This window comes from Clostridium cylindrosporum DSM 605, from assembly GCF_001047375.1.
GTDB classification, from domain to species: domain Bacteria; phylum Bacillota; class Clostridia; order Clostridiales; family Caloramatoraceae; genus Clostridium_AB; species Clostridium_AB cylindrosporum.
In genome coordinates this window covers 57,973-83,952 of the sequence record NZ_LFVU01000002.1, presented here as the reverse complement: position 1 = coordinate 83,952, position 25,980 = coordinate 57,973, and the positions used below count along the sequence as shown (strand labels likewise).

The following is a 25,980-nucleotide window of genomic DNA, read 5'->3' as shown; positions in this document are numbered from 1 at the left end:
GATTTTTAATTGTTCTAAAAATTTAAATAATGTTTGTGCAAATTGAGAGAGGAATACTATGATTGAAACTGTTATCTTAGCTATGATTTTTGCAAAAGTAAAGGGATATAATATAAAACCTGTGTTTAATTCGTGGGAGTTTTATCCCGTAATTTTTATGGAACTTATAATTATAATTGCACAGATTAATATATTTCTAGGTAATTATTTTTTAGTACAATATTCTGGAATTTTAAAGACAACGTATCTTTGTACATATCTATTTATTATATTTAAGCATGAAATATATATAAAGGCTATAATAGGTTCAGCTTTTATAGTGCTTGGAGGACTTTTAAATGATATTGCTATAAAGTCTAATTCAGGAATGATGCCTGTTTTTCCTGCATTATCTTATTTAACAGGATATGCTAAAGTAGATTCATTTTCTAAGGTGAATGATATCCACGTGTTGGGAAGTTCATCTGTAAAATATATTTGCTTAACAGATATATTTGATTTAGGGTATAGTATTTTGAGTATTGGAGATATATTTATTAGAGTTTTTGTGTTTATTATTATTTATGCTGCTATTAAAAAAATAAATGAAAGTAGAATAATTAAATTATAGTTTAAAAGGAGAAATACAAGTGTTAGAGTTACCGTTTATAGAATTTTTATTTAGAGCTATACCTGAAGCCTTTTTATTTGTATTTGCTATACTAACATTCTCAAAATTTAAGGTAAAGGTATCTAGATTTATGATTTCAGGGTTTGTAGTAGCAATTTCATTTTTGTTAATTAGAAGTCTTCCAATTAATTATGGAGTACATACTGTTTTATCATTAATAGCTATTATAGTGACAAGTTCTATTATAAATAAAATAGATATTATAAGTTGTATTAAGGCAAGTATATTAATATTAATAATTCAGCTTTTATGTGAAGGGTTAAATGTATTTATTATAGAAAAAATTTTAGATATGAATATAAGTGAAGTTTTTGCTAATCCAATACAAAAAATATTTTATGGCATACCTTCATTATTGGTTATATGGATAGTAGTATTGATTTGTTACTTTTTATTAAAAAGGAGAAGACAGTTGAAAAATGTTTAAGGTAGATAAAGTAGCTAATAAATTAGGAAATAATATTTCAAAGGAATTAAACTTTGATGGGGATAAAAGGGATGTTATAGTTTATGGTATATTTGCAATACTTCAAATTACACTTTCTATAGTTATAACATCAGTCTTTGGACTGTTTTTAGGGGTTTTACTTGAATCTTTAATTGTATCATTTGCAACAGCTATACTTAGAAAATACTCTGGAGGAGCACATGCAAATACTCCAGGTAAATGTATTGTTATTGGTACAATAGTTTGTGTATTACCTACATTTTTAATAACAAAGTTAATATATGATTTTAATATTTATATAGTTAGTTTAATTGGAATTATTATTTTTATTGGTACATATTATTTGATTTATATGTTTGCACCTGTTGACAGTGTAGCAAAGCCAATAAGAAATCAGGATAAAAGAAAAAAGCTAAAGAAAGGTTCTATACTTATACTAAGTGTATATTTAGTTATTGTTATATGTTTAATTCTAAGCTATAAAGTTACCTTAAATAATAAGTACTTAATATATGCTATATGTATGTACATAGGAATAGCTTGGCAAGCATTTACACTAACTAATGCATCACATTTTATATTAAAAAAATAGAATCTTTTAAATATACTTTTAAGGAGGAACTAAAATGAAAAAGTTAGGTAACAAAGTATTAATGGCGGTTGCTGCTATAGCAACAGTTGCAGCATCAGTTGTAGCAACATCAGCATGTTTATGGTATTCCTATCAACCAGAGGAGCCAAAATGCTTAGAAGAAAACTAAAAAATAATAAGGATCGGTTATCCGATCTTTTATTATTTTTTTAGTTATGAGGACAAATGATGAGTATAATAAAAAATAATAGAGAAAAACAAATAAATGATATATTATCAATTGTAAAGTTATCAACTTTACTTTTTGTACTAATAATAGTTTTTAAATATTTTTTTAAACAATATGAGTATATAGAGAGTCCTACAGATGTTAATTATGGGCTTATTTATATAGGCATAGTAGTTATATCCCTAATGCTTATTTATACTATATGGATGTTTTCTATAAAAAGAGAAAAGGTTATTAAGAAAAATAATTATATTCAACATATAGAAAATATAACCTTTATTGGGATAATATTAGCTGTAATATTTTTTACAGGTATACATGAGAGTCAATATAAATTTTTATTTTTGTTTATTGTTATTACAACTACTATACAATCAGGAATTAAACAAGGAATGATTATTGCCATATCATCCTCTGCTATTATACTCTTAATAGATTTAATATTTGCACCAAGTGCACCTGTTAATGCATATTTTGAAAATGATATTATATTATCTGGTGTATTTATATTAACTTCATGGCCACTAGGCTTTTACGTGAAAATTGAAGGTGAACATATAAAAGAATTAGAGAATATGGTTAATTATGATGGATTAACAGGGGTATATAATCATAGGTATTTTCGTGACTTTTTAAGGTCTTGTGTAAAGTATAGTGATGATGTTAAGAGTTCAGTTTCACTGATATTTATAGATATAGATTATTTTAAGTATTATAACGATTTATATGGTCATCAAAAGGGAGATGAAGTACTTAAGATTATAGGAGCAATCCTTAAAAGAAGTGTAACTGATGATGATATAGTGGCAAGATATGGTGGGGAGGAATTTGGAATAATCCTACCTAGAAAGACAGAAGAAGAAGCAATAAAAATAGCAGAAAAAATAAGAATTGATATAGAAAATACATATTTTGATGGTCAAGAGAACCAACCAAATGGAAATCTTACAGTATCACTGGGTGTATCTGTTTATCCTGATAAAGCATCAAATGATATAGAACTATTAAAAAGTGCAGATGATGCCCTATATAAAGCTAAGTTCTTTAAGAAAAACAGAGTAGAAAGATATGTATCTATATTAGATGATTTAAAAAGTAATATAGAGGAAAGGCATGTTGAAGTTATAGCATCAATTAAAACATTAATAAGTGTTATTAACTCTAAAGATAGGTACACCTATGCTCATACAGAAAGAGTAGTTCTCTATAGTAGGCTTTTAGCAGATGAACTAGATCTTTCTGAGGAAGATAAAAAAACTCTGATTTACGGTGCTTATATGCATGATATAGGTAAAATTAATATTCCTAAGGAAGTTTTAAATAAAAAGATGCCTTTAAACGATGAGGAATGGAATATGGTGCAAAACCACCCTGAAAATGGTATGGATATAGTTAAATGTGTAGATTCGCTTAATAATGTTACACCTTTAATACTTCATCATCATGAAAAGTATAATGGAGAAGGTTATCCAGGAAAGTTAAAGGGTGAAGATATACCGTTTTTAGCAAGGGTATTAACGATTGTAGATAGTTTTGATGCTATGACATCAGATAGACCATATAATAAGAGTAAAACCTATGAGGAAGCGATTAAGGAGCTTATAAGGTGTAGTGGAACACAGTTTGACCCTGACATAGTAAAAGTCTTTATTAAGGTCATAAAAGAGAATAAGGATAATTTCCACAGAATATAGATAAAAGGTATGAAAGTAAGTCTTTCATACCTTTTTAATTTACTTTGCAAGAATCAAAGATACTTCTCTAATAACTTTACATGCTACTGCTGTTGAAACTCCACTAGTATCAAAACTTGGTGAAAGTTCAACCACGTCTGCACCAACTAAGTTAAGATCTTTCATTATGTTAATACCATTTAATAGTTCCTTCATTGTTATTCCACCTGGTTCAGGAGTTCCTGTACCAGAAAAAACAGATGGATCAAGAACATCAAGGTCAATTGTTAAATAAACAGGCTTACCTGAAAGATTCTTAACAGCACTTTCTAGTGTAGATAAGTCGAATTTATTCATAATAGTATGATCGTTTGACCATTTGAATTCTTCACGAGTTCCAGATCTTATGCCGAATTGGTATATTCTATTATCACCAAGAATATCATGGGCACGTCTTATAACCGTTGCGTGGGATAGCTTCTCTCCCATATAATCTTCACGAAGATCAGTGTGTGCATCAAAATGTATTATATGAAGATCAGGATAAGCATTGTAAAGACTTTCAATTACAGGTAAGGACACTAGGTGTTCCCCTCCAATTAAAAGTGGTTTTTTCTCATCTCCAATAATCGCTTTTGAGGTAGTTTTAATTGCTTCTAAGGCTTTTTCGGTATTACCAAATGGCATATCTACATCACCTATATCTGAAATCTTAAAATCTTCAAGATCAAGATCAAGATAAGGAGAATAGGTTTCAAGGCCGTATGAATCAATTCTAATTTGCGCAGGAGCAAATCTTGTTCCTGGTCTAAAACTTGTAGTTCCATCAAATGGAGCACCAAACATTACTACTGTAGAATCTTCATAGTTTGAATCGAATCCTATAAATGAACTAGTTGAATAAGTATTAAGCATTGTTTAGTTCATCCTTTACATAGCTAGGTAACATAAATGCTCCGATATGAAGATCTGTGTTGTAGTATTTTGTTTTAATGTTTAGTGAATTCCATACATCAGCCTTTAAATCCTTAATTGGATCAAATTTCTTTGATGCAAATCCAAATAGCCAGTGTCCTGATGGATATGTTGGCATATGGAATTGATAAACCTTAGCTATTGGGAAAGTTTCCTTGATCTTTAGATGAGCCCTTTTCATTTCATGTGAATAAGTTGAGTAATATGGGCTCTCATGTTGGTTTATAAGTATACCCTCATCAGTTAAAACTCTTTTACAGTTATTATAGAATTCATATGTGAAAAGTCCTTCACCAGGCCCTATTGGATCAGTTGAATCTACTAGTATAAGGTCATAGGTTGAATCCTTTGCATCTTGAACAAACTTAAGACCATCTTCAAAGTGAAGAGTAAGTCTTTCATCAGTAAGTTTTCCAGCAGTTATAGGAAGGTATTTTTCACAAAGTCTTACAACTCTTTCGTCAATTTCAACCATATCTACTTTTTCAACAGATGAATATCTTAGAACTTCTCTAGCAGTTCCTCCATCTCCACCACCAATTATAAGTACATTTTTAATAGCTGGATTTACAGCCATAGGAATATGAGTAATCATATCATGGTAAATAAATTCATCCTTTTCTGTTACCATCATAAGTCCATCTAGAGTAAAGAATCTACCAAAAGTATCGCTTTCAAAAAAGTCGATTTGTTGGAATTCAGACTTTTCTGAGTGAATATGTTCCTTAACCTTTATTGAAAACTTAGTGTCCTCTTGGTGGTTCTCTGTATACCATAAATCTATCATATTGTCCTCCTGACTTTTATCTAATATTTGTATCATATATGGGTCATCATCTTCATTAAGTGTTATTGTACCTTCGTCCTTAAGATATAGATAATGATCAATAATTTCTTTAGTGATTTGTTCTCCTGGGATTATTAAAGGAATACCAGGTGGGTAAACCATTATTGACTCTCCTGCTACAAGACCTTCAGTATCCTTTATATGCATAAGCTTTTTAGGATGATAGTAGGCATCTCTTGGAGTAAGTAAAATCTTAGGGTTCTTTAAACTTGATAAAACATCTACGTCCTTTTTAGGCAAAGTATTAAAGAAGCGTTTACTTACGTCCATTAGGGCTTCAACAAGCTTATTAATTGTATCTTCAGTGTCCCCAAATGAAACAATAGCTAGAACTACATTAGGCTCAGCAAGTTCCATTTGAATGGAGTACTCGTTAACTAATAAATCATATACAAAGAAGCCTGATAAACCAAGATCACTTACTTTGATTACAATTTTTAGTTCATCATAATCATATACTCCCTTAGAGTTAATATAAGAATCTCTTTGAATACACTTAAGTCCAGGAATTTTATTTATTTCTCGTTTTGCATTTTTAGTTAATGCTAAAAGCTTGCCTAGTCTTTCCTCGCCTTCTAAAACAAGCTTTTTTCTAGCTAAATCTATAGAAGACATTAAAAGATAAGAAGCAGAAGTGGTTTGTAGGAGATTGATAGTCGAACGTACCTTTGTTTTAGAAATAAATCCTTCATTGTGTAATAAAACAGAGGATTGAGTAAGTGAACCACCTGTTTTATGCATACTTACAGTAACTAAATCCGCTCCAAGTGCAGCACCACAAGAAGGAAGCTCAGGGTGAAAATTAAAGTGTGCACCATGGGCTTCATCAACTAAAACAGGGATTTCCCTATCGTGAGAAATCCTTATAATCTCCTTAAGATTAGATGTAGCTCCAAAATAAGTAGGGTTAATAACAAGTACTGCTTTAACATCGTTATGAAGATCTAAAGCATGACTTAGAGCTTCCGGTGTAATTCCGTTTACTATTCCGTATTCTACATCAATTTCTGGCTCAATAAATATAGGTCTAACACCTGATAATATTAGAGCGTTTATTGCTGACTTATGAACATTTCTTGGAAGTATAACCTTATCTCCATGTTCCAGTGCAGCCATTATCATATATTGAACTCCTGATGTTGAGCCATTAACAAGCATGAAAGCGTTATCACATTGAAAGGCATCTGCAATTAGGCTTTCAGCTTCTTTAATTACACCTGTTGGATTAGATAGATTGTCAACAGTTTTAGAAGAATTAACGTCCATTTTCAGAGTCATCTCTCCCCAAACTTCCTTTAATTCTTCTAAGTAATTTCCTCGTTTATGACCTGGAACATCAAAACACGTAACATCTTTATGGGCATATTCTATAACCCTAGATAGAAGAGGAGTATTACAATGTTTTTTCATAATTATCATAGTCCTCCGGCTCAAACATAGCTTCTTCTACATTAGTACCATAGAAAATTTCGTCCATTTCTTTCTTTACTTTTTTCACGATCATTGACGCTTCACCTGGATGAAGATCATCCTTGGTGTAACCAAATAAATAGTTATTTAAATCAAACTTCTTTAACTTACACTTTGTATGGAATATGTGTTCCTGATACACATTAACATCTATCATATTGTACAGATGTTTAATGTTCTTTGGAATAAAGTTCTGTATAGAGTCAATTGGGTGATCGATATAAATCTTTTGACCTCCGATATCACGTGTAAATCCTCTAACACGATAATCAATAGTCATTATATCCGCATCAAAGGAATGAATAAGAAAGTTCAGCGCCTTTAGTGGAGATATTTCACCACAAGTTGATACGTCAATATCCGCTCTAAACGTACTAATACCTTCATGTGGATGGTATTCTGGGTAAGTATGAACAGTTATATGGCTTTTATCTAAATGAGCTAAAACTGTTTCTGGTAATGGACCAGGTGATGCTGTTGTAGGAGATCCTGGTACTGACTCTACAGGTCCCTCTGAAATTAAAATGGTTACACTAGCCCCCTGTGGATCATAGTCTTGCTTTGCAATATTTAAAACATTTGCGCCTATAATTTCAGTAACTGTAGTTAAAATCTTAGTAAGCCTATCTGCACTGTACTGCTCATCAATATATTCAATGTATGCATTTCTGTCTACTTCTGTTTTTGTGTAGCAGATATCGTACATGTTAAAGCTCAAAGTTTTTGTTAGATTATTAAATCCATGTAATTTTAGTTTATTTGGTTGCGCTTTTTCCATTTCTTTTCAAATCAATCTCCTTTACGATAAAATAAATAAATTAAAATTTATTGATGTAATTATAGAATAAATTTTCAACAATTACAAATAAAAAATTATCGATTTATATAAAAACTACTAAAATATACGAAACATTTTAACTTTTTTATATAAATTTTACATCATAATTTATTATGTCCAGTATAAAAATTCTCACTCATTATTGTTAAAGTCAGTTTATTTAATATGATATAATATAAAAGATTGCTAGGTTAAATAGCAAAATTTTTTATATAAGGTGATAAATTTATATGAGATTTTTAAAAGTGGAAAGATCAATAGTAAAAATAGGCAAGGATATTGCAGCTTTAAAATTAGCAAAAAAATATCTGTCAAATTTGGAAGAAATAGAGGATGTTCAAAAAGATTTAAATAAAAAAAGACAAGATCTAGTTAATGAACTTTATAGTGAAGATAGTGTTTCATACATTGAATGTGTAGATTTTTTAGATGATTTTGTAGGTAGAAACCTTGAAAGAGATGAACAACTTGAAGTATTAAAAATAATCAAAGAAACATTTGGAAGAGAATGTGCAGATGCAGGAAAAGTAGGAAGTGGTATTAATGCTTGGCTTAAAAAGCTTAATATCGATCATAGTTGGATAGAAGTTGAAAATTCTGACTGGCCAAGTTTACTTATAAAGGAATTTGGAGTTTTTAACAATATAATTTTAGATTAAGATTATAAAAGGCAATTAATAGGATAGAATTCTATTAATTGCCTTTTTATTTTTATAAAGGTAACTCTAAGTTAATGGCGTGAATATATTAGTAGGAAGGAGGTAAGAGTATGAATAAAAAATTGGATTATAGAAAACTATTTGCAGGAATAAATATGCCAGTAGCATTAGAAGATGGACGTTGTGTAGTTCCTATAAATTTTGATAATGCAGCAACTACACCACCATTTAAATGCGTAAATAATATGATTATACAAAATATATTAATGTATGGGTCAATTGGTAGAGGTAAAGGACAAAAGTCAGAGTATTGTACTGACGCTTATGAAGAGGCTAGGGAATTTATATTAGATTTTTTTAATCTTTCTAATAGAAAGGATTATACTGTTATATATGTGAAGAATGCCACTGAAGGTATTAATCTACTTGCTAGGTCTTTAATTAAAGAAAGTGATGAAGTGGTATTAACAACTAGAATGGAGCATCATGCAAATGATATTCCTTGGAGATATGTATCTAAAGTAGAATATATAGATGTTGATGAAAATGGAAAAATAGACATAAACGATATAGAAAAAAAACTTAAAAACTTAAAAGGTAAAGTAAAGTTTGTAAGTATTAGTGGGGCATCAAATGTGACTGGATATATTAATGATATTAATAAAATAGCACAGATAACACATAAATATGGTGCAAAAATAGTTGTTGATGCTGCCCAACTAATAGCACATAGAGCTATAAATATGGCGGGTAATGAAAATGATGACCATATTGATTTTATGACTTTTTCAGGACATAAATTATACGCACCTTTTGGAAGTGGTGTAGTTGTAGGACTTAGGGAAGCATTTAATGATGGAAATTTGTTCCTTTACGGAGGAGGAGCTGTGGAGGCAGTACTAGATGATAATGTCTATTGGCAAAAATCTCCGGGTAAGTATGAGGCAGGGACACCTAATTTTATTGGGGTAATTGCCTTAGTTACCGCAATGAAATCACTTATATCAATTGGGTTTGATAATATTAAAACTCACGAAGATGAACTAAGAGATCATGCAATAAAGAAGTTATCAAACATTGATAGAATTGTGTTATATGGTGATAGCAAGTGCACTGAAAGGCTTGGTGTAGTTCCTTTTAATATTGAGGGGGTAGGCCATAACATAGTAGCAGAAAGACTTGCAGACTATAGAGCTATAGCCGTCAGACATGGTGGATTTTGTGCTCATTCATATGTGAGAAGACTATTAGGTATAAGTAATGAAAAAGCATATAACTATATAATTAACGGTGTAGATATGCCAGGTATGGTTAGAGCAAGTTTTGGTTTGTATAATACAACAGAAGAGATTGATGAGTTTATTGATGTATTGAAAAAAATAATTACAAGACATATCAAATAAGCCTATATATAAATATCAGGTATAAAGCTATAGCTTTATACCTGATATTTTGTAAGTAATTATATTGTTAGTTACTTATTACCAATTAAGTTGCCTATGGATATAAATAGATTTGAGAAAAACTCCTTTACCTGTTCAAAGAAACCCTTAGCTTCATCACTTGAAATAACATCCTTCAGCTTGGAAGTTGCATCATTTAATTGATCTTTAATTTTATTAAAGTCTAAATCAAGGTTATTGATTTTATTCATTAAATCTGTTATTTTTTGAATCTCTTCTTGACTAAGGTTTGCACCGTAGTTATTTGTTACATTAACAACTATTTTTTCGATTTCCTTTTCCCCTGTAGGATTTTCTTTAATTACTTCCTTTTTAACTTCATTTATTATGTTTGCTGCTTCGTCTTGTCCAACTTTTTCACCAAGTTCACCGGTTACGATTATTTCCTCATTAGCAGCTTTTTTCTTATTTTCATCTATTTTTTCTCCGCCTTTACTATTTTCAAAGCCCTTAAGTATGCCTGTTAATGCAGCAGTACCAGATACATTAAAAGGGGCACCAGCTTTAACAATTGCATTTTCTATTCCTGCAGTAATCAAAGCGTTTCTAATCATACTTTCAGTAACCCAATATATATTATGGGTTGAGATTTGAAGTCCACCGCTACTTGTTGGTTCTACAAATGAGCAAGAAATAGATTTTGTTCCTATTTGTTTTGAAGAAGCAACACCTCCTAGGTATTTTTCCTCTTCACTTTTGGTAACTTCAAGTATATTAGCTTCTTTTTTATCAACATTAAAATACTTTAGCATTTCATTTTTTTGATTACTGTTAAGGTCAGCACCTAATGTAACAACTTTATAAGAGTCGGCATATACTGTTTTAGTAGTAATAGAAGTAGTTGCGGATATAAATAATATCCCAATTAATATTTTGCCTAGTAATCTTTTTAATTTCATAGTTAAAATCTCCTTTACATACATTATAAGGATCAAAATCCTATTATTATGATAGCTTAATAATTATAACATAAAAAATAACTGTAAAAGTATAAAATATATTACGGTAAAAAAGGGTTGTGTTTTTGCGTCACAACCCTTCTATATAAATTAACATTTGCTAAAGTATTTATCATAGATTCCTGTTAATATCTTTATATGAAGTTCTTCATCTAAAATAATCCTCTTAAGTATAGCATTTATATTTTCATCATGAATTACTTTTATACTATTTTCATATTGCTTTATAGCTTTTAATTCATCTGTAATATCAGACTTTATAATAGCTTTTGGTTCATTGGTATAATCAACAAATTTTGGGCTCCAGTAGTTATATTTATCTTTTTTCTTTATCCAAAATCCTGGGTCATCTCCAAGTTCGATTATCATTTTACCAAGTACTTCAAGATGGTGCATTTCAACTATAGAAATTTTAAGTAAAACCTCTGATATTTCAGGATAAGACTTAAAAAGTTTTATTTTTTGATAAGTATACTGTGATACTGCTGAAAATTCGGAAACCATTCCTGCGTAGTTTTGTAAAATTATTTTTGCATAGTAAGGATTTTTTTCAGATATATTAATCTTTGGATAGGGTAGGTTAACCATGAAGCTATTTTTCATCTATTAAACTCCTTGCAATTGTTTATATAGTTACAATATTATTTTATGATTAGAAATTAGTAATATTACTATCAGGTTTCTAATATAAATATAGGCACAAATTGATATAATTTATTAGTTATGGTAATATATGATAAAAATATAGGTGCGGAAGGAATAAAAGCTTTGAATTTGGAGAAAATAGCTAATATATTAACTCCTGCAAGGATTTATATTCTTAAAAAGTTTGAAATTATATTATAAAAAGGATGTAAAACTACATCCTTTTTATAATATAATTAATAGTGTAAAATAAAAAAAATTTAGGAGTAAGAAAATGGGGAAAGGGTTAATAGTAATAGAAAAAGAGAAGATAAGACATTTTGAAAAACTTTTACATATAGCTAAAGGAAATAATACATTAAATATGTTCTTGGAGAAGTGTAATGTGGATCCTTTATATATTGAATGGGCTATTTCTGGACGTAGCTTTGTAATTCCCCATGATAATTTACTTAGAATCCTTGGAGAGGCTTCAGAAGGTAGAGTGAGTTTTGAAAAATTTAAAAACGTATTTAAAGGATATGAACAGCCAATGATAAAAGAAGGTCAAATTTGGTTCATATCTGTTAAAGAAGAGGAAAAAGCATACTATATAGTAGATTCAAGTGTATGTGGAGAATATAGTAACTACATAAAAGTAGCACCTATAGTTGATTATAGACATAACATTAAAGGTGATACTATAAAATTAATATATGAAACTTTAGATGGAATAATATTAAAAAATGTTATAATATTAGATGATTATAAAGTGGTGGAAAAAAGTACACTTTTAAGTTTTATAGCAAATTTAAAAAATGATTTAGTCGATAATATTGAGGATATAAAATATATCTCTGAGGATAGAAAAGGATTTACTTCATATTTTAAAAAAATTTTATATAAATTATAGTAGTTTAAGGAGAATTTATGATAGAAAAATTTAATCAATTTAATTTAGATGAAAACCTTTTAAAAGCAATTAATAACTTAGGTTTCAAAGTGCCTTCTAAGGTACAGATTGAAGCAATACCATTTCTTTTGAAGAAACAAGATATAATCGTGAAATCACAAACAGGAAGTGGAAAAACTGCAAGTTTTGGAATACCAATTTGTGAACATATTAATATTGAAAACTCAGCAGTACAGGCTATTATTTTAGTTCCGACTAGGGAATTAGCTCTTCAAGTTAAAGAAGAAATAGGAAATATAGGAAGACTTAAAAAGGTAAGATGTGCAGCAGTTTTTGGTAAACAACCATTTAATGATCAAGTAAGAGAATTAAAACAAAGAGTTCATGTTGTAGTTGGAACTCCAGGGCGATTACAAGATCATATTAATAGAGGGAATTTAATTTTAGATAATGTTAGATTTCTTGTAATAGATGAAGCGGATAAAATGTTAAATATGGGATTTATAGATCAAGTAAAGGAAATTCTTAATTGTATAAAGAATGATAAGACTACAGCACTTTTCTCTGCAACGATTCCTGAAGAAATAAATGATTTATGTAAAGATTATATGAAAAATGCTGAAATCTTGAAAATTGATTCAAACATTTTATCAGAGGGTAATATAAGTGAGAAATTCATAAATGTTGAAAATGAAGAAAAAAATTTAATATTAGTCGATCTTCTATATTCACAATCTCCTGAAGCAGCAATTGTATTTTGTAATACTAAAGAAATGGTTAAAAAAGTGTTTGAATCTTTAAAAAGAAAGCATATTTTAACAGCTCAGATACATGGAGATATGGATCAAGAAGATAGAATAAAGACGATGGAGAGATTTAAGAATAAGGAGTTTAAAGTTTTAGTTGCAACAGATGTTGCAGCAAGGGGAATACACATAGATCATATAACTCATGTATTTAACTATGAAGTTCCACAGGAAAGAGAAAGCTATGTACATAGAATCGGAAGAACAGGGAGAAAGGGTCAAAAGGGTGACGCAATATCCTTGGTATCAAAAAGAGATAAAAAGTTCTTAGAACAAATTGAAGACTATGTAGGTCACACAATAGAATGTATAGAAAGCCCATCTAATGAAGATGTAATGAAAGGCAAACAGATATTTGAAGAAAGTCAAAAAAAGTTTGCAAATAAAACAGGTGTAGAAAAGAAAAAAGTCCATAGTGATGTTGTTAAAATACACATAAATGGTGGTAAGAAAAAGAAGATAAGAGCGCTAGATATACTAGGTTGTTTTAGTAACTTAGATGATTTAACTGGTGATGATATAGGTATAATTGATATTCAAGATGGATTCTCATATGTAGATATTTTAAATGGAAAAGGAATTAAAATTCTTAAAAAGTATAAAGAGGTATCTATTAAAGGTAAAAAAGTTGCAATACAAGCTGCAAAGAAATAGAATATAGCTTTAAAAGGATTATAGGGATTGAAATTTAAGACCTATAATCCTTTTTTATAATTTCTATTGAAAATTTCTCATATATATATTTTAAAGACTTATACTATAAGGTAACTTAGGATTATTTTAACTTAAAATTTACTTAACACCCTTTTTATATTACCCTAACAGGACGATAAATAATTAAAGTATTTAGTTAGTGAGGTGCGACTATGCAAAGCAAAATATTACTGGAATCAGGAACTGGAGAGGTAGAAATACTAGAGTTTAAGATAAATAATCAGTTTTATGCTATAAATGTTATAAAGACAAAGGAAGTTGTTCTATTAGATAAAATAACTAGTATACCAGATTCAAGTCCTGAAATAGCTGGACTAATGATTTGTAGAGATGAAGTTTTAAGTTTAATTGACTTAAATTATGTAGTAAACGGACACTATAATGAAAAACCACAGGCAAAGGTTATAATATGTGAATTTAATAGAGTAAAAGTAGCATTTATTGTTGATGATGTAATAGCTATTCATAGAATACCTTGGAGTAAAATTACTAGACCTGATGATATATCCGCAAACTCTTTGGTAATAGGAAACATAATGTTAGAAAGAAAGGTAATCCAGCTTTTAGATTTTGAAAAAATAGTAACAGATATTAATCCAAGTACAGGAATTAGTGAAGATAGAATAGTTAACGTTGAGTATAAAGATAGAAGTAATTATAGAATAGTTCTAGCAGATGATTCAGCCTTAATAAGAAAACTATTAAAAAACACATTAACTAAAGCAGGATTCTCTAATCTAGTAATGTTTGATGACGGACAGCAAGCACTTGATTACTTAATTAGCTTAGCAAATGAGTATGGAGAAAACTTCAAAGAAAAAGTACAAGTCCTAATAACAGATGTAGAAATGCCTCAACTTGATGGTCATACCTTAACTAGAAAGGTTAAGGAACACGATATTTTAAGAAAATTACCTGTTATTATATTCTCATCACTAATAACACAGGATTTAAAGCATAAAGGGGAGGCTGTTGGTGCAGATGCACAGTTAAGTAAACCTGATATTTCAACACTAGTGAATGTTATAGATGATTTAATAGAATGTAGATAGAAATTATAGTGCAATGGCTCTTAAAGAAGAGGATATTGCACTTTTTTAATATAGATTTAGTATATAAAACGCATAATATTAGTAGAGTATCCAATACTAAAATATTATAAGGAATTAGATATTTTAAAGTGAAGGTGTTTAATTATGATGGAGATAATATTTCTAGGCTGTGGAGGGGGAATGCCAACTCCTGAAAGAAGCTTAGCATCAATGATGATAAACTATGAAGGCAGAAAGATTTTAATTGATTGTGGAGAAGGTACACAGGTATCAATGAAAATGGTAGGAAGAGGATTTAAAACAATAGATATTATTTGTATTACCCATATTCATGGAGACCATATAATAGGTCTACCAGGGTTATTATCAACTATTGGTAATAGTGGCAAGGTAGATCCTTTAATAATAATCGGACCAAAGGGAATAGCCGAGGCTGTAAAAAGTCTTATGTATATAGTTCCTTATCTTCCATATGAGTTAAGAGTTATTGAGAACTATAGTGGAAGTATTGATTTTGGTGATAAATATTCTATAAAAGAATTAGGAGTTTTGTTTAAGCCAATGAATATTCAAATAAGTTCAATAGAGCTTGAGCATTCTAGTCCTTGTTTTGGATATAGTTTTTATATAAAGAGAAACCCCAAATTTAATATTGAAAAAGCAATTGAAAATAATGTCCCTAAAAATATATGGAATAAACTCCAAATTGGAGAAGAAATTATCATAGATAATAAGTTATATACAAAGGAAATGGTTCTTGGGACAGAAAGGGAAGGTTTGAAAATTAGTTATATTACAGATACAAGACCAATATTAGATATTAATAATTTTGTTTATAATAGTGATTTGTTTGTATGTGAAGGTACATATGGAAAAGAAGAGGATATTGATAAAGCGATAAGAAATAAACATATGACATTTAAAGAGGCTGCTTCTATAGCTGCAAATTCAAATGTGAAAAAATTAATATTGACTCATTTCAGTCCAGCTTTGAAAAATCCAGAGGATTACATAGATAATGCAAAAGCAGTATTTAATGAGTCTTACTTAGCCAAGGATAGATTAATAGAAACACTTAAGTTTAACTAGGTGAATGAGGAAATTAATATTAAATTGTAATTATATGGCAGAATAATTTTCGATAATATATATATATAAGTATTAGTGTATGTTATAATATACGAAATAAATTCATATGGGGTTATTAAGGTAGTTTTTCTTAAGAAGGGGGCAAAACAATGATAGTAATAATGAATCCTAAATGTAAGGATGAGTCAATAAAAGAGGTTAAGGATTATGTAGAAGCCTTAGGTTTAAAAACACATTTGTCACAGGGAGAAACTTTTTGCATAGTTGGACTTATTGGAGATACATCAAAAATAGATGAAGATAAGATGATAGCTATTGGTGAAGTAGACAAAGTACTTAAGGTTGGCGAACCATATAAAAAAGCAAATAGACTAGTTAAACCAGAAAACTCAATAATAGATGTTTTAGGAAATAAAATAGGTGGTAAAAATCTAGCTATAATGGCTGGACCTTGTTCTGTAGAAAGTGAAGAGCAAATTGTAGAAATTGCAAAGAAGGTTAAGGAGAGTGGAGCAAACTTTTTAAGGGGAGGGGCATTTAAGCCAAGAACTTCACCTTATAGTTTTCAAGGCCTAGAAAAAGAAGGACTTAGACTTCTTGAAGTGGCAAAAAAGGAAACAGGACTTCCAATAGTTACAGAAATAATGGCAACTGAAGACTTAAATGACTTTGTAGATAGAGTTGATGTTATTCAAGTTGGAGCGAGAAATATGCAAAACTTTCATCTTCTAAAAGAGCTTGGAAAAACAAAAACACCTATACTTCTAAAAAGAGGTTTATCTTCAACGATTGAAGAGTGGATAATGTCTGCTGAGTATATTATGGCAGGTGGAAATGAAAATGTAATTCTTTGTGAAAGAGGAATACGTACATTTGAAACATACACAAGAAATACCCTTGATTTAAGTGCAATTCCAGTAGTTAAGAGGTTAACACATCTTCCTGTTATTGTAGATCCATCACATGCTACAGGGAAAAATTGGCTTGTTGAGCCACTAGCTAAGTCAGCGGTAATTGCAGGGGCAGATGGACTTATGATAGAAGTTCATAACAATCCAGCAAAGGCGCTTTGTGATGGTGCACAGTCTATAAAGCCTGAAGAATTTAGTAAGATAATGGATAAGATAAAGGTTTTAGCGCAGGTTGAAGGTAGAGATATAGAAGGTATATAATTAAATAATAAGACTTTATTGTAGGTATATTATAGTCTCAGCTACACTTCATAGAGTATAACGTAAGGGGGATTACAAGTTGGTAAGGGAATATTTATTAGAAAATGTACTTTTAACTGATGGGGCTATGGGTACATACTATTCAGAAATTACAGGGGATAATGTATCAAAATGTGAGTTTGCAAATTTAAAAAACCCTGAAGTTATAGAAGGAATACACAAAGAATATATAGATGCTGGAGCTAAATTAATTAGAACAAATACCTTTGCTGCTAATTCAATTACACTTGGAGTATCAAAAAACGAAGTTAAAAAAATAATTCAGGAAGGTTATAAAATTGCAAGAAAAGTAGCTGAAAATAAAGATGTATTTGTAGGAGCAAGTATTGGTCCTATACCAGAGCCAAGATTTGATGATGAGGAATTTGATTTATATGATGAATATATATATATAGTTGATTCATTTTTAGAAGTTGGTGCGGATATATTTGTATTTGAGACTTTTAGTAGCCTTGATTATTTAAAAAAGGTAATTTCATATATAAGACAAAGAAATAGTAATGCATTTATACTAACTCAGTTTTCATTTACAATGGATGGATTTACAAGAAGAGGTCTTAGTCTCGAGTCAGTTCTAAGTGGTGTAAAGCTTCTAGATGTAGATGCCTATGGATTTAACTGTGGACTTGGTCCGATGCACTTATATAAAATACTAAAGGGTATAAATATGTGCAGTAGTATAGTATCTGCACTACCTAACGCTGGGTATCCTGACATTATAAATGAAAGAAGCGTATATGTTAATAATCCAGATTATTTTGCGGATATGATGGTTGATATAGAATCACTTGGTGTAAAGATAATAGGTGGTTGCTGTGGTACGACCCCAAAACATATATCAAAAATAAAAGAAAAGCTAGAATTTGAAGGACCTAGTTCCTTTGCTGTTGAAAGTGTGAAAATAGCAGAAAAGAAAGTAAATATAGAAAAGACTAGCGCCTTTTCTAAGAAAGTTTCTGATGGGAATTTTGTTATTGCGGTTGAGCTAGATCCTCCATTTGGAGTTGACATAAGTGGGATTATAGATGGAGCTAAGCTTTGCAAAGAAATTGGAGTGGACTTAATAACCGTAGCTGATTCACCAAGAGCACTTGCAAGAGTAGATTCACTAATGGTAGCAACAAAAATAAAAAGAGAAGTGGGTATAGATGTACTTCCACACATTTGTTGCAGAGATAAAAATATTAATGCTATTAGGTCAGGACTACTTGCATCACACATTGAAGGTACTAGAAATATTCTTGCAGTTACAGGGGATCCTATATCAGAAGAAGATAGAGTAAGTACAAAAAGTGTATTTAATCTGAATTCATTTAGGTTAATTGAATTAATAGAGCAAATGAATAAAGATGTTTTCCAGATGGACAAGATAGCAATCGGAGGAGCACTTAACTTAAATGTAACTAATAAGGAAGCTGAAATAAAAAGAATGGATAAGAAAATAGAAAAGGGAGCAAGCTTTTTCTTAACTCAACCTATATTTGATCAAGAGGTTATAGATTATCTTATAAATCTTAAAAAAGATAGAAAAGACGCTAAAATATTAGCTGGTATAATGCCTCTTGTTAGTTATAGAAATGCTATGTTTCTTCATAATGAAGTTCCAGGTATTCTTATTCCTGAAGAATGTATCAATAAATTCAATAAGGATATGACAAAGGAAGAAGGATATGAAGTTGGTGTTGAAATAGCAGCAAGCATAGCAAATAAGCTAAAGCCATATGTAGATGGGTTCTATTTTATAACTCCATTCAATAGAGTAGAGGTTGTCAAGAGAGTTATAGACAAAATAAATTAATTATTAAAATTAGGCTACCTAGTATAGAAAAAATCTATGGTAGTCTTATTTTTATGCTATACTACTTATTGGGAATTATAATATATGGTGTAGTAAATTTTTAAAATATAAAAAATAATGTATAATATATTTGTATGTTTAGGAGGTAGTAACAATGGAAGAAAATAATATTAGCTATACTCAGAAAGTTCAAAATGCAATTAGTAAGTTTCAAAGTATTTCATCTGAACTAAAAAGTATATTTGTAGAAAGAGATGAAGTAATAGATAATAGTATAAAGGCGTTAATTACAGGACAATCAGTGTTATTGATAGGACCACCTGGGACAGCAAAAAGTGCTCTTACAGATGAATTATGTAAGAGAATAGTAAACGGAAGATATTTTTCATGGCTATTAAATAGAACCTCTGATCCATCTGAAATCCTTGGACCATTTAGTATTAGAGAAATGGAACAAGATAAATTTGTGAGAGTTACAAAAAATAAACTTCCAGAAGCGGAGATAGTATTTTTAGATGAAATATTTAAGTGTAATGAACCTACACTTAATATTCTTCTACCACTTATAAACGAAAAGTTATTTTATAACGATGGAAAGCCGGTGGATGTTCCACTTATATCATTATTTGCGGCATCAAATGAGTTTCCAGAGGAGGATTCACTTCTTGCCCTTTATGACAGAATGATATTTAGAATGTATGTTGATTATGTTGGAGATGTACAAAATAAAATGATAATGCTTAAAAACTTTTTAAGTAAAGGTTCAAAAAATGATTCACCTACAACAGTAACAATAGACGATATTAATGTTTTAAGAGAAGCAATGGACAATATTGAGATAGATGATTCTATTTTAAAGGAATATATAGCACTAATGAATGCATTACTTAGAGAAGGTATAGTAGTTTCTGATAGAAGACAAAATGAATGCTTAAAGGTACTAAGAGTTAGTGCCCTTCTTGATAATAGAGAGTCTGTAAATTCAAGTGATTTTAAGTGTTTACGTGATGTTTTATGGAATGAACCATCAGAAATTGAAAAAATAGAAGAGGTTCTAAAAGAATCATCTGTATCTGCATATGAAAAAGAATATAATACTATTAAGAAAAGATATGTAGAAATAGTAGATGCATCAGAGACAATAACTGACGTAAGAATGATAGTTGAAATAAAAAGTTCTGTAGAATATTTATATGAAAAGCTTAAAAGGATTATGAAGGAAAAAGAACTTATGGAAGATGGAGTTCTGAAAAAGTTCGAAAGTTTAAAAAAGGAAGTTGAGGATTACTTGGAATATATATCAAAACAGGTTGATGAAGACGACTTAATGATGTAAGAATATAAGGAGAATAAAGGTGGAGAGTAAAAATACCATTGAATATTTTGAATTAGATCTTGATATATATATGGAGATACACGAAGGTTCCAAAAGGTTAAAGAAAAGCATCGAGGAATATATAAAGGTATTTCCTACATATGAAAGATTAAGTGAAGATATATATTTAGCTCTTTTCAAAGCTATGCCTAAAATAAAGTCATCGAAGGAAATTAATGTAGAGTATAAATTTAACAATAGATTAATAACTAAACTATTTGAAACAGATGAATTTGATTCATATAGAAAAAGCTGCAATGTTAATTACTTTAATTCACTTTTAGGATCTGAACTTATAGGAAAATATTTTATACAAAACTATATAAAGTTTATAAATAATAATAATGATTTTAAAAGTCAAGTTGCATCATATGAAAAAGCATTATTTTCTTATAAAAGGGCTTTAAGTGATTATAAAAAGCTATGTTTAGAATATAGAAGTAGTAAAGATGAGTTAAAACTACAGGAATCAAAGCTTATGAAGGAGAAAATTACTAGTTTTGAAACCTCTATAGAGAATAGTATTAATGATCTAGAAAAAAGTATTTTGTCTTCTAATATATTGTATAAAAGTGTATCTGCAGCATATAAAGAGTTTATTGGTATAAACTCTACTATTAAATCATGGGGACTTAATGACGGAAAAATGACTCCAACATCCTACGATGAAAAAGTAGAAGTTGCTATAAAACTTAAGGGACTAAAAAAAGTTAAGCAAATATCTGAAATGGCAGGAAGATTTAAAGCCTCTGCAAGTCAACTTCAAAAAAGAAGAACCAGAGAAGAAGGGCAAGAAATTTGTGGTGTAAAGCTAGGTGACGAAATTCATAAGGTTCTTCCTTCGGAAAAGCTTCTTTTAGCAAATGAAATAACTAAAAAAAGTTTTTATAAAAAATATCATCAAAAAGAACTTTTGTCATATAAATACAAAAATAATAGAATAAAATCAAAGGGTCCTATTATATGCTGTATAGATACCTCAAGTTCAATGGAAGGAGAACTTGAAGTATGGTCAAAATCTGTTGCTATTGCATTACTTGATATAGCATTCAAACAAAAAAGGGATTTTGTTGGTATACTTTTTTCCTATAAAGTAGGACAAGTTATAGAATTTAATAAAAGAAAAATAGAGCCTAGAAAGATGTATGATTTAGCAACGGGATTTATTGGAAGTGGAACAAACTTTGTTGAACCTTTAACAGAGGCTATGAAACTAATAAATACAGCAAAATATAAATATGCTGATATTATCTTTATAACAGATGGTAAGGCACCACTAGATGAAGATTTTATAGAAGAATTTATTTTGAACAAAGAGAAAAAGCAGTTTAGAATGATTACAGTAAATGTAGCAGATAATATTGAAGAGGGACTAAACAAAATAAATGACACCCAAATTCTTTTGAGAGAGTTAACTAATGAAGCTGTAGAAGCTACAAATGAAACATTATTTACATTATAAGTACTTTTTTAAATGTACCTAGATTTTATTTAGGTACATTTTTAATGCTTATAAATATCTTATATATTAATAGTAGTTTTAAGGGGAGAGTAATGTTTAGGAAAGCGGACCTACATGTTCATACAACTATGTCAGATGGAGAATTAACACCTACTGAAGTTATAAAATACGCATGTGAAATGAAAGTAGATATTATATCTATAACAGACCATAATACAACTCTTGGGGTGGAAGAGGCTATTATAGAAGGAAATAAGCACAGTATTCGGGTTATACCAGGTATAGAATTATCAACAAGATTTAAAGGTCATAGGGTACACATATTAGGATATTTTAAGGATGATAGATATAAGGAAGAGAAACTTTCAAAAGCTCTATGTTATATAAAAAAGAAGAAGGATAAAGAGCTAAAAAAGCTATTTAAAAATGAATTTGAAATAGAAGTTAAAAAAGGGAAAGTGTCACTAAAAAGTGGAATGAAAATTTTAAAATATTTTGGAGCCAAGGTTGTATTAGCGCATCCGGTTTTGATTGAGAAGGAATATACTCGTGAGATTATAGATCTTCCCTTTGATGGGATAGAGGCTAAATATTATAGAAACACTTCTAGAGATACAAAAATATATATTAACCTTGCAAAAAAGAAGAACTTGTTTTACACTGCAGGATCAGATTTTCATACTAATAAGACAGAGGATTTTAATCATGGATTAATAGGAGAAGTTTATCTCGATAGTAAAGAGATAGAAAGGTTTTTAAAAAGGTCAAAACTAGAAAAAAGCCCTTATATAGATAAGAGAAAAAGAAGTTAATTAAATCTATGAATAATCTTTTATATAATATTGAAAAGAATTATACTGATATAATAAAATATAAATAAGTACAGGTGGTGAAAATATGAATATACAAATTTTTGGAGTGAAAAAATGTTTTGATACAAAAAAAGCAGAAAGATATTTCAAAGAAAGAAAAATAAAATACCAATTAATAGATCTTAATTTAAAAGGTTTAAGTAAAGGTGAATTACAAAGTGTTAAAAGTTCTTTAGGACTAAAGGATATAATAAATTCAGATTCTAAAATTTATAATAGTCTTAATATGGATAAGATGGTAAACTCTTTGGTAAGGGAGGAAATGGTTTTAAATAATCCACTTCTTCTTAAAACACCTATTGTTAGAAATGGAAAATTTGCTACAGTAGGATATTGTCCTGAAGTATGGGGAGCTTGGGAATAAATAAGCTAGGAAAGTTAAGGGTAAAATATTACTAGATAAAATTTTGGTGTTTTACATTGATGGAAAAAGGATAGAATATATTTAAATAAATATATTCTATCCTTTTTGTATTGGATTTTATAAATATTATAAAGGAATTATATATTAAGGTATGAAGATGATTAACAAGGGAAAATTTATTCTTTAATTAAATTTTTTACAGAGTCGTAAACTCCAATCAGACACTTTGCTCCACTCCAATTAGAACAAGTTGTGCAACTTGTTGGTGTGCTGACTCCTAGTGCTGATATTAGTGAATTTGATGAATAGTATGTGCAGTTTTCTCCTATAACTTTTAATTCTCTATGAGATGTCATAAATATCACTCCTTCTATAACTTAGTGTTAATTTATTATGTGTTTTTTTATTTTTTTATATTCTATTCTTTGTATATAAAACAAAAGTTCAAAAATTAAGAAAAGATGAAGTATATGAAGAAAAGGATAGCAATTATTAATTATTAATTCATTTTAATTAATAATTAATTTTACAATGAAGCAATTAATCACTATAATTATTAAAGATGATATATAGTATATATAGGAATTTATATGCTATATGATATACAAGATATTGTAGTTAGGTGGGTAATATATGCTTGAGAAATTATGTGAAATAGCTTTAGGTGCGATTGATTCTAGTGAAGATATTTATAGTATAGATAATTTACACAAAGCACTTAAAAATATTATAAGAGAAAACATGACTAGGGATGAGTTAATTGACTCAATTATTCAATCCTTACTTGAACTTACATCTGAGACTGAGCCAAAATGGCAATTTGCTGCATCAAAACTTTACGTTTTAAAGCTTTATGAAGAGGTAAGTAAAAATAGAGGTATAAAATATTCAAGTCCATATCAAGGTTTTTATAGTTTTATTAGAGAACTTACAAGTTTGGGTCTTTATGGGAAGTATATATTAGATAATTATAGCAAGGAAGAAATTGAAGAGCTTGAAAGGGAAATTGATCCAAATCGTGATTTTTTATTTACCTATAGTGGAATACATCTTCTTTCAAGAAGATATTTAATACAAAATTATAATAGAGAGGTTTTAGAGCTACCACAACAAATGTTTATGGGAATAGCAATGCATCTTGCAATACCAGAGAAAAGGGAAAATCGATTATACTGGGCTAAAAGAATATATAATTGTCTAAGTACATTAAAAGCAACTATGGCAACACCAACAATGAGTAATGCAAGGAAGCCTTTCTATCAATTAAGTTCATGCTTTATTGATACTGTTGGAGATAGCTTAAAAGGTATATATAAAAGCCTTGATAACTTTGCAAGTATTTCTAAATTTGGCGGCGGAATGGGTATATACTTTGGAAAGGTGAGGGCACTTGGATCAACAATAAGAGGATTTAAGGGAGCATCAGGAGGAGTTATACCATGGATAAAGTTATATAATGATACAGCGGTTGCAGTTGATCAATTAGGTGTTAGGAATGGTTCAGTTGCAGTATGGCTTGATGTATGGCATAAAGATATTCCAGAATTTTTAGGTATAAAAACAAATAATGGTGATGATAGAAAAAAGGCACATGATGTTTTTCCAGGGATATGTTATCCAGATTTATTTTGGAAGATGGCGGAAAGTAATATAGATGGTAGTTGGCACATGATGTGTCCTCATGAAGTGAAAACCATAAAAGGATATTCCTTAGAGGACTTTTATGGAGATGAATGGGAGAAAAGGTATTTTGATTGTGTTAATGACGATAGAATTGATAAGAGAGCAATGAAGATAAAAGATATTATAAGACTCATTATAAAAAGTGCATCTGAAACCGGGACTCCATTTGCGTTTTTCAGAGATGCAGCAAATAAAATGAATCCTAATAAACATAAAGGTATGATTTATTCTTCTAATTTATGTAGTGAGATAATGCAAAACATGGGTGAATTAGAAATTGAACAATCTGAAGTTATAGATGAGAACTCTAATAAAATAATAATTGAAAGAACAAAGTCAGGTGACTTTGTAGTTTGTAATCTTTCTTCAATAGTACTAGGTAATGTAGATGTAAATGATAAAGAGGAACTTGAATATGTAGTTGAAACTCAAATAAGGGCAATGGATAATGTAATTGATCTTAATTACTATGCAGTTCCATATGCGAAGGTTACAAATGAAAAGTATAGGGGAGTAGGGCTCGGAACAAGTGGATACCATCATATGCTTGCTAAAAATAAAATTGGCTGGTTATCTGAAAAGCATTTAGAATTTTGTGATAAGGTTTATGAAGATATTAATTATTTTGCAATTAAGGCTTCATTAAACATAGCAAAAGAAAAAGGGAAGTATAGTGCTTTTGATGGTTCAGATTATGATACAGGAGATTATTTTAGATTAAGAAATTATACATCAGAAAGATGGGATAAATTAAAAAGAGAAGTAAAGAAATATGGAATCAGAAATGGATACTTATTAGCAGTAGCTCCTAATGGATCAACCGCAACTATTGCAGGAACATCAGAGGGTGTAGATCCTGTTATTTCAAGGTTTTGGCTTGAAGAAAAAAAGGGAAGTATAGTTCCTAAAACTGCACCAGAACTATCAAAGGAAAACTTCTGGTTTTACATTTCAGCTTATAATGTTGATCAAAGTATGAGTATAAAAGCTAATGCAATTAGACAAAGACATATAGATCAGGCACAATCATTTAATTTATATATAACTACTGATTATACAATGAGACAAATAATGAATCTATATGTAGAAGCCTGTAAATTAGGTGTAAAAAGTATATATTATGTACGCTCAAGGTCACTGGAAATAGAAAAGTGTGAGAGTTGTAGTTCTTAA

The 25,980-nt window shown here is 29.5% G+C and carries 24 protein-coding genes and 1 pseudogene; 18 read left to right on the top strand and 7 right to left on the bottom strand.

The window, feature by feature from the left end; genetic code table 11:
* Positions 1-58: 58 nt before the first annotated feature.
* The 5 genes from CLCY_RS01000 to CLCY_RS00980 are packed head-to-tail and all read left to right on the top strand — an operon-like array spanning position 59 to position 3,633.
* Positions 59-610: a DUF5317 family protein gene (locus CLCY_RS01000; RefSeq protein ID WP_048569275.1), complete on the top strand. Its 552-nt coding sequence runs from the start codon at positions 59-61 to the stop codon at positions 608-610.
* Positions 611-629: 19 nt separating this feature from the next.
* Positions 630-1,097, top strand: a complete 468-nt coding sequence (locus CLCY_RS00995; protein ID WP_048569274.1) for a hypothetical protein — start codon at positions 630-632, stop codon at positions 1,095-1,097.
* Positions 1,090-1,710, top strand: a complete 621-nt coding sequence (locus CLCY_RS00990) for an accessory gene regulator ArgB-like protein (RefSeq protein WP_048569273.1) — start codon at positions 1,090-1,092, stop codon at positions 1,708-1,710. The genes CLCY_RS00995 and CLCY_RS00990 overlap by 8 nt, the downstream gene beginning before the upstream one ends.
* A gap of 34 nt (positions 1,711-1,744) precedes the next feature.
* A complete protein-coding gene (locus tag CLCY_RS00985) occupies positions 1,745-1,879 on the top strand; it encodes an AgrD family cyclic lactone autoinducer peptide (RefSeq protein WP_048569272.1) in 135 nt (44 codons plus the stop codon).
* A 59-nt stretch (positions 1,880-1,938) separates the two neighbouring features.
* Positions 1,939-3,633 carry an HD-GYP domain-containing protein gene (locus CLCY_RS00980; protein WP_048569271.1) on the top strand — a complete coding sequence of 565 codons (1,695 nt, stop codon included), beginning with the start codon at positions 1,939-1,941 and terminating at the stop codon, positions 3,631-3,633.
* A gap of 39 nt (positions 3,634-3,672) precedes the next feature.
* Here the strand turns inward: CLCY_RS00980 and speB are convergent, their stop codons facing one another.
* The 4 genes and pseudogenes from speB to speD form a co-directional block, all read right to left on the bottom strand.
* The gene (gene speB / locus CLCY_RS00975) at positions 3,673-4,527 is read right to left on the bottom strand and encodes an agmatinase (RefSeq protein WP_048569270.1); all 855 of its coding nucleotides are present in this window, start codon (positions 4,525-4,527) and stop codon (positions 3,673-3,675) included.
* Positions 4,520-5,374 carry a polyamine aminopropyltransferase gene (gene speE / locus CLCY_RS00970; protein WP_048569343.1) on the bottom strand — a complete coding sequence of 285 codons (855 nt, stop codon included), beginning with the start codon at positions 5,372-5,374 and terminating at the stop codon, positions 4,520-4,522. Before speE ends, speB begins: the two co-directional genes overlap by 8 nt.
* Positions 5,375-5,473: 99 nt before the next feature.
* Positions 5,474-6,844: pseudogene (locus tag CLCY_RS00965) on the bottom strand (aminotransferase class I/II-fold pyridoxal phosphate-dependent enzyme); the annotation flags it as partial.
* Positions 6,828-7,682, bottom strand: coding sequence for an adenosylmethionine decarboxylase (gene speD / locus CLCY_RS00960; protein ID WP_048569269.1), 855 nt, complete (start codon positions 7,680-7,682; stop codon positions 6,828-6,830). The pseudogene CLCY_RS00965 and the gene speD, both read right to left, overlap by 17 nt.
* Positions 7,683-7,972: 290 nt before the next feature.
* Between speD and CLCY_RS00955 the strand changes: the two genes are divergently transcribed.
* Both CLCY_RS00955 and CLCY_RS00950 read left to right on the top strand, forming a co-directional pair.
* Positions 7,973-8,401 (top strand): hypothetical protein, encoded by a 429-nt coding sequence (locus CLCY_RS00955; protein WP_048569268.1) that lies wholly within the window; start codon positions 7,973-7,975, stop codon positions 8,399-8,401.
* 110 nt (positions 8,402-8,511) lie between these two features.
* Entirely contained in the window at positions 8,512-9,804 is a 1,293-nt protein-coding gene (locus tag CLCY_RS00950; protein WP_048569267.1) for an aminotransferase class V-fold PLP-dependent enzyme, read from the top strand.
* Between the two features lie 71 nt (positions 9,805-9,875).
* Here the strand turns inward: CLCY_RS00950 and CLCY_RS00945 are convergent, their stop codons facing one another.
* Together CLCY_RS00945 and CLCY_RS00940 are read right to left on the bottom strand one after the other, a co-directional pair.
* The gene (locus tag CLCY_RS00945; protein WP_048569266.1) at positions 9,876-10,763 is read right to left on the bottom strand and encodes a DUF1002 domain-containing protein; all 888 of its coding nucleotides are present in this window, start codon (positions 10,761-10,763) and stop codon (positions 9,876-9,878) included.
* A gap of 150 nt (positions 10,764-10,913) precedes the next feature.
* On the bottom strand, positions 10,914-11,426 hold the full coding sequence (locus CLCY_RS00940; RefSeq protein ID WP_048569265.1) for a ferritin-like domain-containing protein: 513 nt from the start codon (positions 11,424-11,426) through the stop codon (positions 10,914-10,916).
* Positions 11,427-11,742: 316 nt separating this feature from the next.
* On the opposite strand from CLCY_RS00940, the gene CLCY_RS00935 reads away from it, so the two are divergent.
* The 10 genes from CLCY_RS00935 to CLCY_RS00890 all read left to right on the top strand — a co-directional run bounded on the left by CLCY_RS00935 (position 11,743) and on the right by CLCY_RS00890 (position 23,124).
* Entirely contained in the window at positions 11,743-12,360 is a 618-nt protein-coding gene (locus CLCY_RS00935; protein WP_048569264.1) for a hypothetical protein, read from the top strand.
* 17 nt (positions 12,361-12,377) lie between these two features.
* The gene (locus CLCY_RS00930; RefSeq protein WP_048569263.1) at positions 12,378-13,820 is read left to right on the top strand and encodes a DEAD/DEAH box helicase; all 1,443 of its coding nucleotides are present in this window, start codon (positions 12,378-12,380) and stop codon (positions 13,818-13,820) included.
* 212 nt (positions 13,821-14,032) lie between these two features.
* Complete coding sequence (locus CLCY_RS00925) at positions 14,033-14,932, top strand: chemotaxis protein (RefSeq protein WP_048569262.1); 900 nt, start codon at positions 14,033-14,035, stop codon at positions 14,930-14,932.
* A 144-nt stretch (positions 14,933-15,076) separates the two neighbouring features.
* Positions 15,077-16,021, top strand: coding sequence for a ribonuclease Z (locus CLCY_RS00920; RefSeq protein ID WP_048569261.1), 945 nt, complete (start codon positions 15,077-15,079; stop codon positions 16,019-16,021).
* A 149-nt stretch (positions 16,022-16,170) separates the two neighbouring features.
* Entirely contained in the window at positions 16,171-17,193 is a 1,023-nt protein-coding gene (gene aroF / locus CLCY_RS00915) for a 3-deoxy-7-phosphoheptulonate synthase (RefSeq protein WP_048569260.1), read from the top strand.
* 79 nt (positions 17,194-17,272) lie between these two features.
* A complete protein-coding gene (locus CLCY_RS00910) occupies positions 17,273-19,051 on the top strand; it encodes a bifunctional homocysteine S-methyltransferase/methylenetetrahydrofolate reductase (RefSeq protein WP_048569259.1) in 1,779 nt (592 codons plus the stop codon).
* A 154-nt stretch (positions 19,052-19,205) separates the two neighbouring features.
* Entirely contained in the window at positions 19,206-20,387 is a 1,182-nt protein-coding gene (locus tag CLCY_RS00905) for an AAA family ATPase (protein WP_048569258.1), read from the top strand.
* Between the two features lie 19 nt (positions 20,388-20,406).
* Complete coding sequence (locus CLCY_RS00900; RefSeq protein WP_048569257.1) at positions 20,407-21,888, top strand: vWA domain-containing protein; 1,482 nt, start codon at positions 20,407-20,409, stop codon at positions 21,886-21,888.
* A 92-nt stretch (positions 21,889-21,980) separates the two neighbouring features.
* The gene (locus CLCY_RS00895; RefSeq protein WP_048569256.1) at positions 21,981-22,700 is read left to right on the top strand and encodes a PHP domain-containing protein; all 720 of its coding nucleotides are present in this window, start codon (positions 21,981-21,983) and stop codon (positions 22,698-22,700) included.
* An 85-nt stretch (positions 22,701-22,785) separates the two neighbouring features.
* On the top strand, positions 22,786-23,124 hold the full coding sequence (locus CLCY_RS00890; protein ID WP_048569255.1) for an arsenate reductase family protein: 339 nt from the start codon (positions 22,786-22,788) through the stop codon (positions 23,122-23,124).
* A 176-nt stretch (positions 23,125-23,300) separates the two neighbouring features.
* On the opposite strand, the gene CLCY_RS00885 is transcribed toward CLCY_RS00890, so the two are convergent.
* Positions 23,301-23,480, bottom strand: coding sequence for a hypothetical protein (locus CLCY_RS00885; RefSeq protein ID WP_048569254.1), 180 nt, complete (start codon positions 23,478-23,480; stop codon positions 23,301-23,303).
* 277 nt (positions 23,481-23,757) lie between these two features.
* On the opposite strand from CLCY_RS00885, the gene CLCY_RS00880 reads away from it, so the two are divergent.
* Positions 23,758-25,980 carry a ribonucleoside-diphosphate reductase subunit alpha gene (locus tag CLCY_RS00880; protein WP_048569253.1) on the top strand — a complete coding sequence of 741 codons (2,223 nt, stop codon included), beginning with the start codon at positions 23,758-23,760 and terminating at the stop codon, positions 25,978-25,980.

What these genes read in the sequence shown, in the direction of transcription:
- CLCY_RS01000 (WP_048569275.1), top strand. Translation starts at nt 59, where the DNA reads ATGATTGAAACTGTTATCTTAGCTATGATTTTTGCAAAAGTAAAGGGA.
- CLCY_RS00990 (WP_048569273.1), top strand. Translation starts at nt 1,090, where the DNA reads ATGTTTAAGGTAGATAAAGTAGCTAATAAATTAGGAAATAATATTTCA.
- CLCY_RS00985 (WP_048569272.1), top strand. Translation starts at nt 1,745, where the DNA reads ATGAAAAAGTTAGGTAACAAAGTATTAATGGCGGTTGCTGCTATAGCA.
- CLCY_RS00980 (WP_048569271.1), top strand. Translation starts at nt 1,939, where the DNA reads ATGAGTATAATAAAAAATAATAGAGAAAAACAAATAAATGATATATTA.
- speB (WP_048569270.1), bottom strand. Translation starts at nt 4,527, where the DNA reads ATGCTTAATACTTATTCAACTAGTTCATTTATAGGATTCGATTCAAAC.
- speE (WP_048569343.1), bottom strand. Translation starts at nt 5,374, where the DNA reads ATGATAGATTTATGGTATACAGAGAACCACCAAGAGGACACTAAGTTT.
- speD (WP_048569269.1), bottom strand. Translation starts at nt 7,682, where the DNA reads ATGGAAAAAGCGCAACCAAATAAACTAAAATTACATGGATTTAATAAT.
- CLCY_RS00955 (WP_048569268.1), top strand. Translation starts at nt 7,973, where the DNA reads ATGAGATTTTTAAAAGTGGAAAGATCAATAGTAAAAATAGGCAAGGAT.
- CLCY_RS00950 (WP_048569267.1), top strand. Translation starts at nt 8,512, where the DNA reads ATGAATAAAAAATTGGATTATAGAAAACTATTTGCAGGAATAAATATG.
- CLCY_RS00945 (WP_048569266.1), bottom strand. Translation starts at nt 10,763, where the DNA reads ATGAAATTAAAAAGATTACTAGGCAAAATATTAATTGGGATATTATTT.
- CLCY_RS00940 (WP_048569265.1), bottom strand. Translation starts at nt 11,426, where the DNA reads ATGAAAAATAGCTTCATGGTTAACCTACCCTATCCAAAGATTAATATA.
- CLCY_RS00935 (WP_048569264.1), top strand. Translation starts at nt 11,743, where the DNA reads ATGGGGAAAGGGTTAATAGTAATAGAAAAAGAGAAGATAAGACATTTT.
- CLCY_RS00930 (WP_048569263.1), top strand. Translation starts at nt 12,378, where the DNA reads ATGATAGAAAAATTTAATCAATTTAATTTAGATGAAAACCTTTTAAAA.
- CLCY_RS00925 (WP_048569262.1), top strand. Translation starts at nt 14,033, where the DNA reads ATGCAAAGCAAAATATTACTGGAATCAGGAACTGGAGAGGTAGAAATA.
- CLCY_RS00920 (WP_048569261.1), top strand. Translation starts at nt 15,077, where the DNA reads ATGATGGAGATAATATTTCTAGGCTGTGGAGGGGGAATGCCAACTCCT.
- aroF (WP_048569260.1), top strand. Translation starts at nt 16,171, where the DNA reads ATGATAGTAATAATGAATCCTAAATGTAAGGATGAGTCAATAAAAGAG.
- CLCY_RS00905 (WP_048569258.1), top strand. Translation starts at nt 19,206, where the DNA reads ATGGAAGAAAATAATATTAGCTATACTCAGAAAGTTCAAAATGCAATT.
- CLCY_RS00895 (WP_048569256.1), top strand. Translation starts at nt 21,981, where the DNA reads ATGTTTAGGAAAGCGGACCTACATGTTCATACAACTATGTCAGATGGA.
- CLCY_RS00890 (WP_048569255.1), top strand. Translation starts at nt 22,786, where the DNA reads ATGAATATACAAATTTTTGGAGTGAAAAAATGTTTTGATACAAAAAAA.
- CLCY_RS00885 (WP_048569254.1), bottom strand. Translation starts at nt 23,480, where the DNA reads ATGACATCTCATAGAGAATTAAAAGTTATAGGAGAAAACTGCACATAC.
- CLCY_RS00880 (WP_048569253.1), top strand. Translation starts at nt 23,758, where the DNA reads ATGCTTGAGAAATTATGTGAAATAGCTTTAGGTGCGATTGATTCTAGT.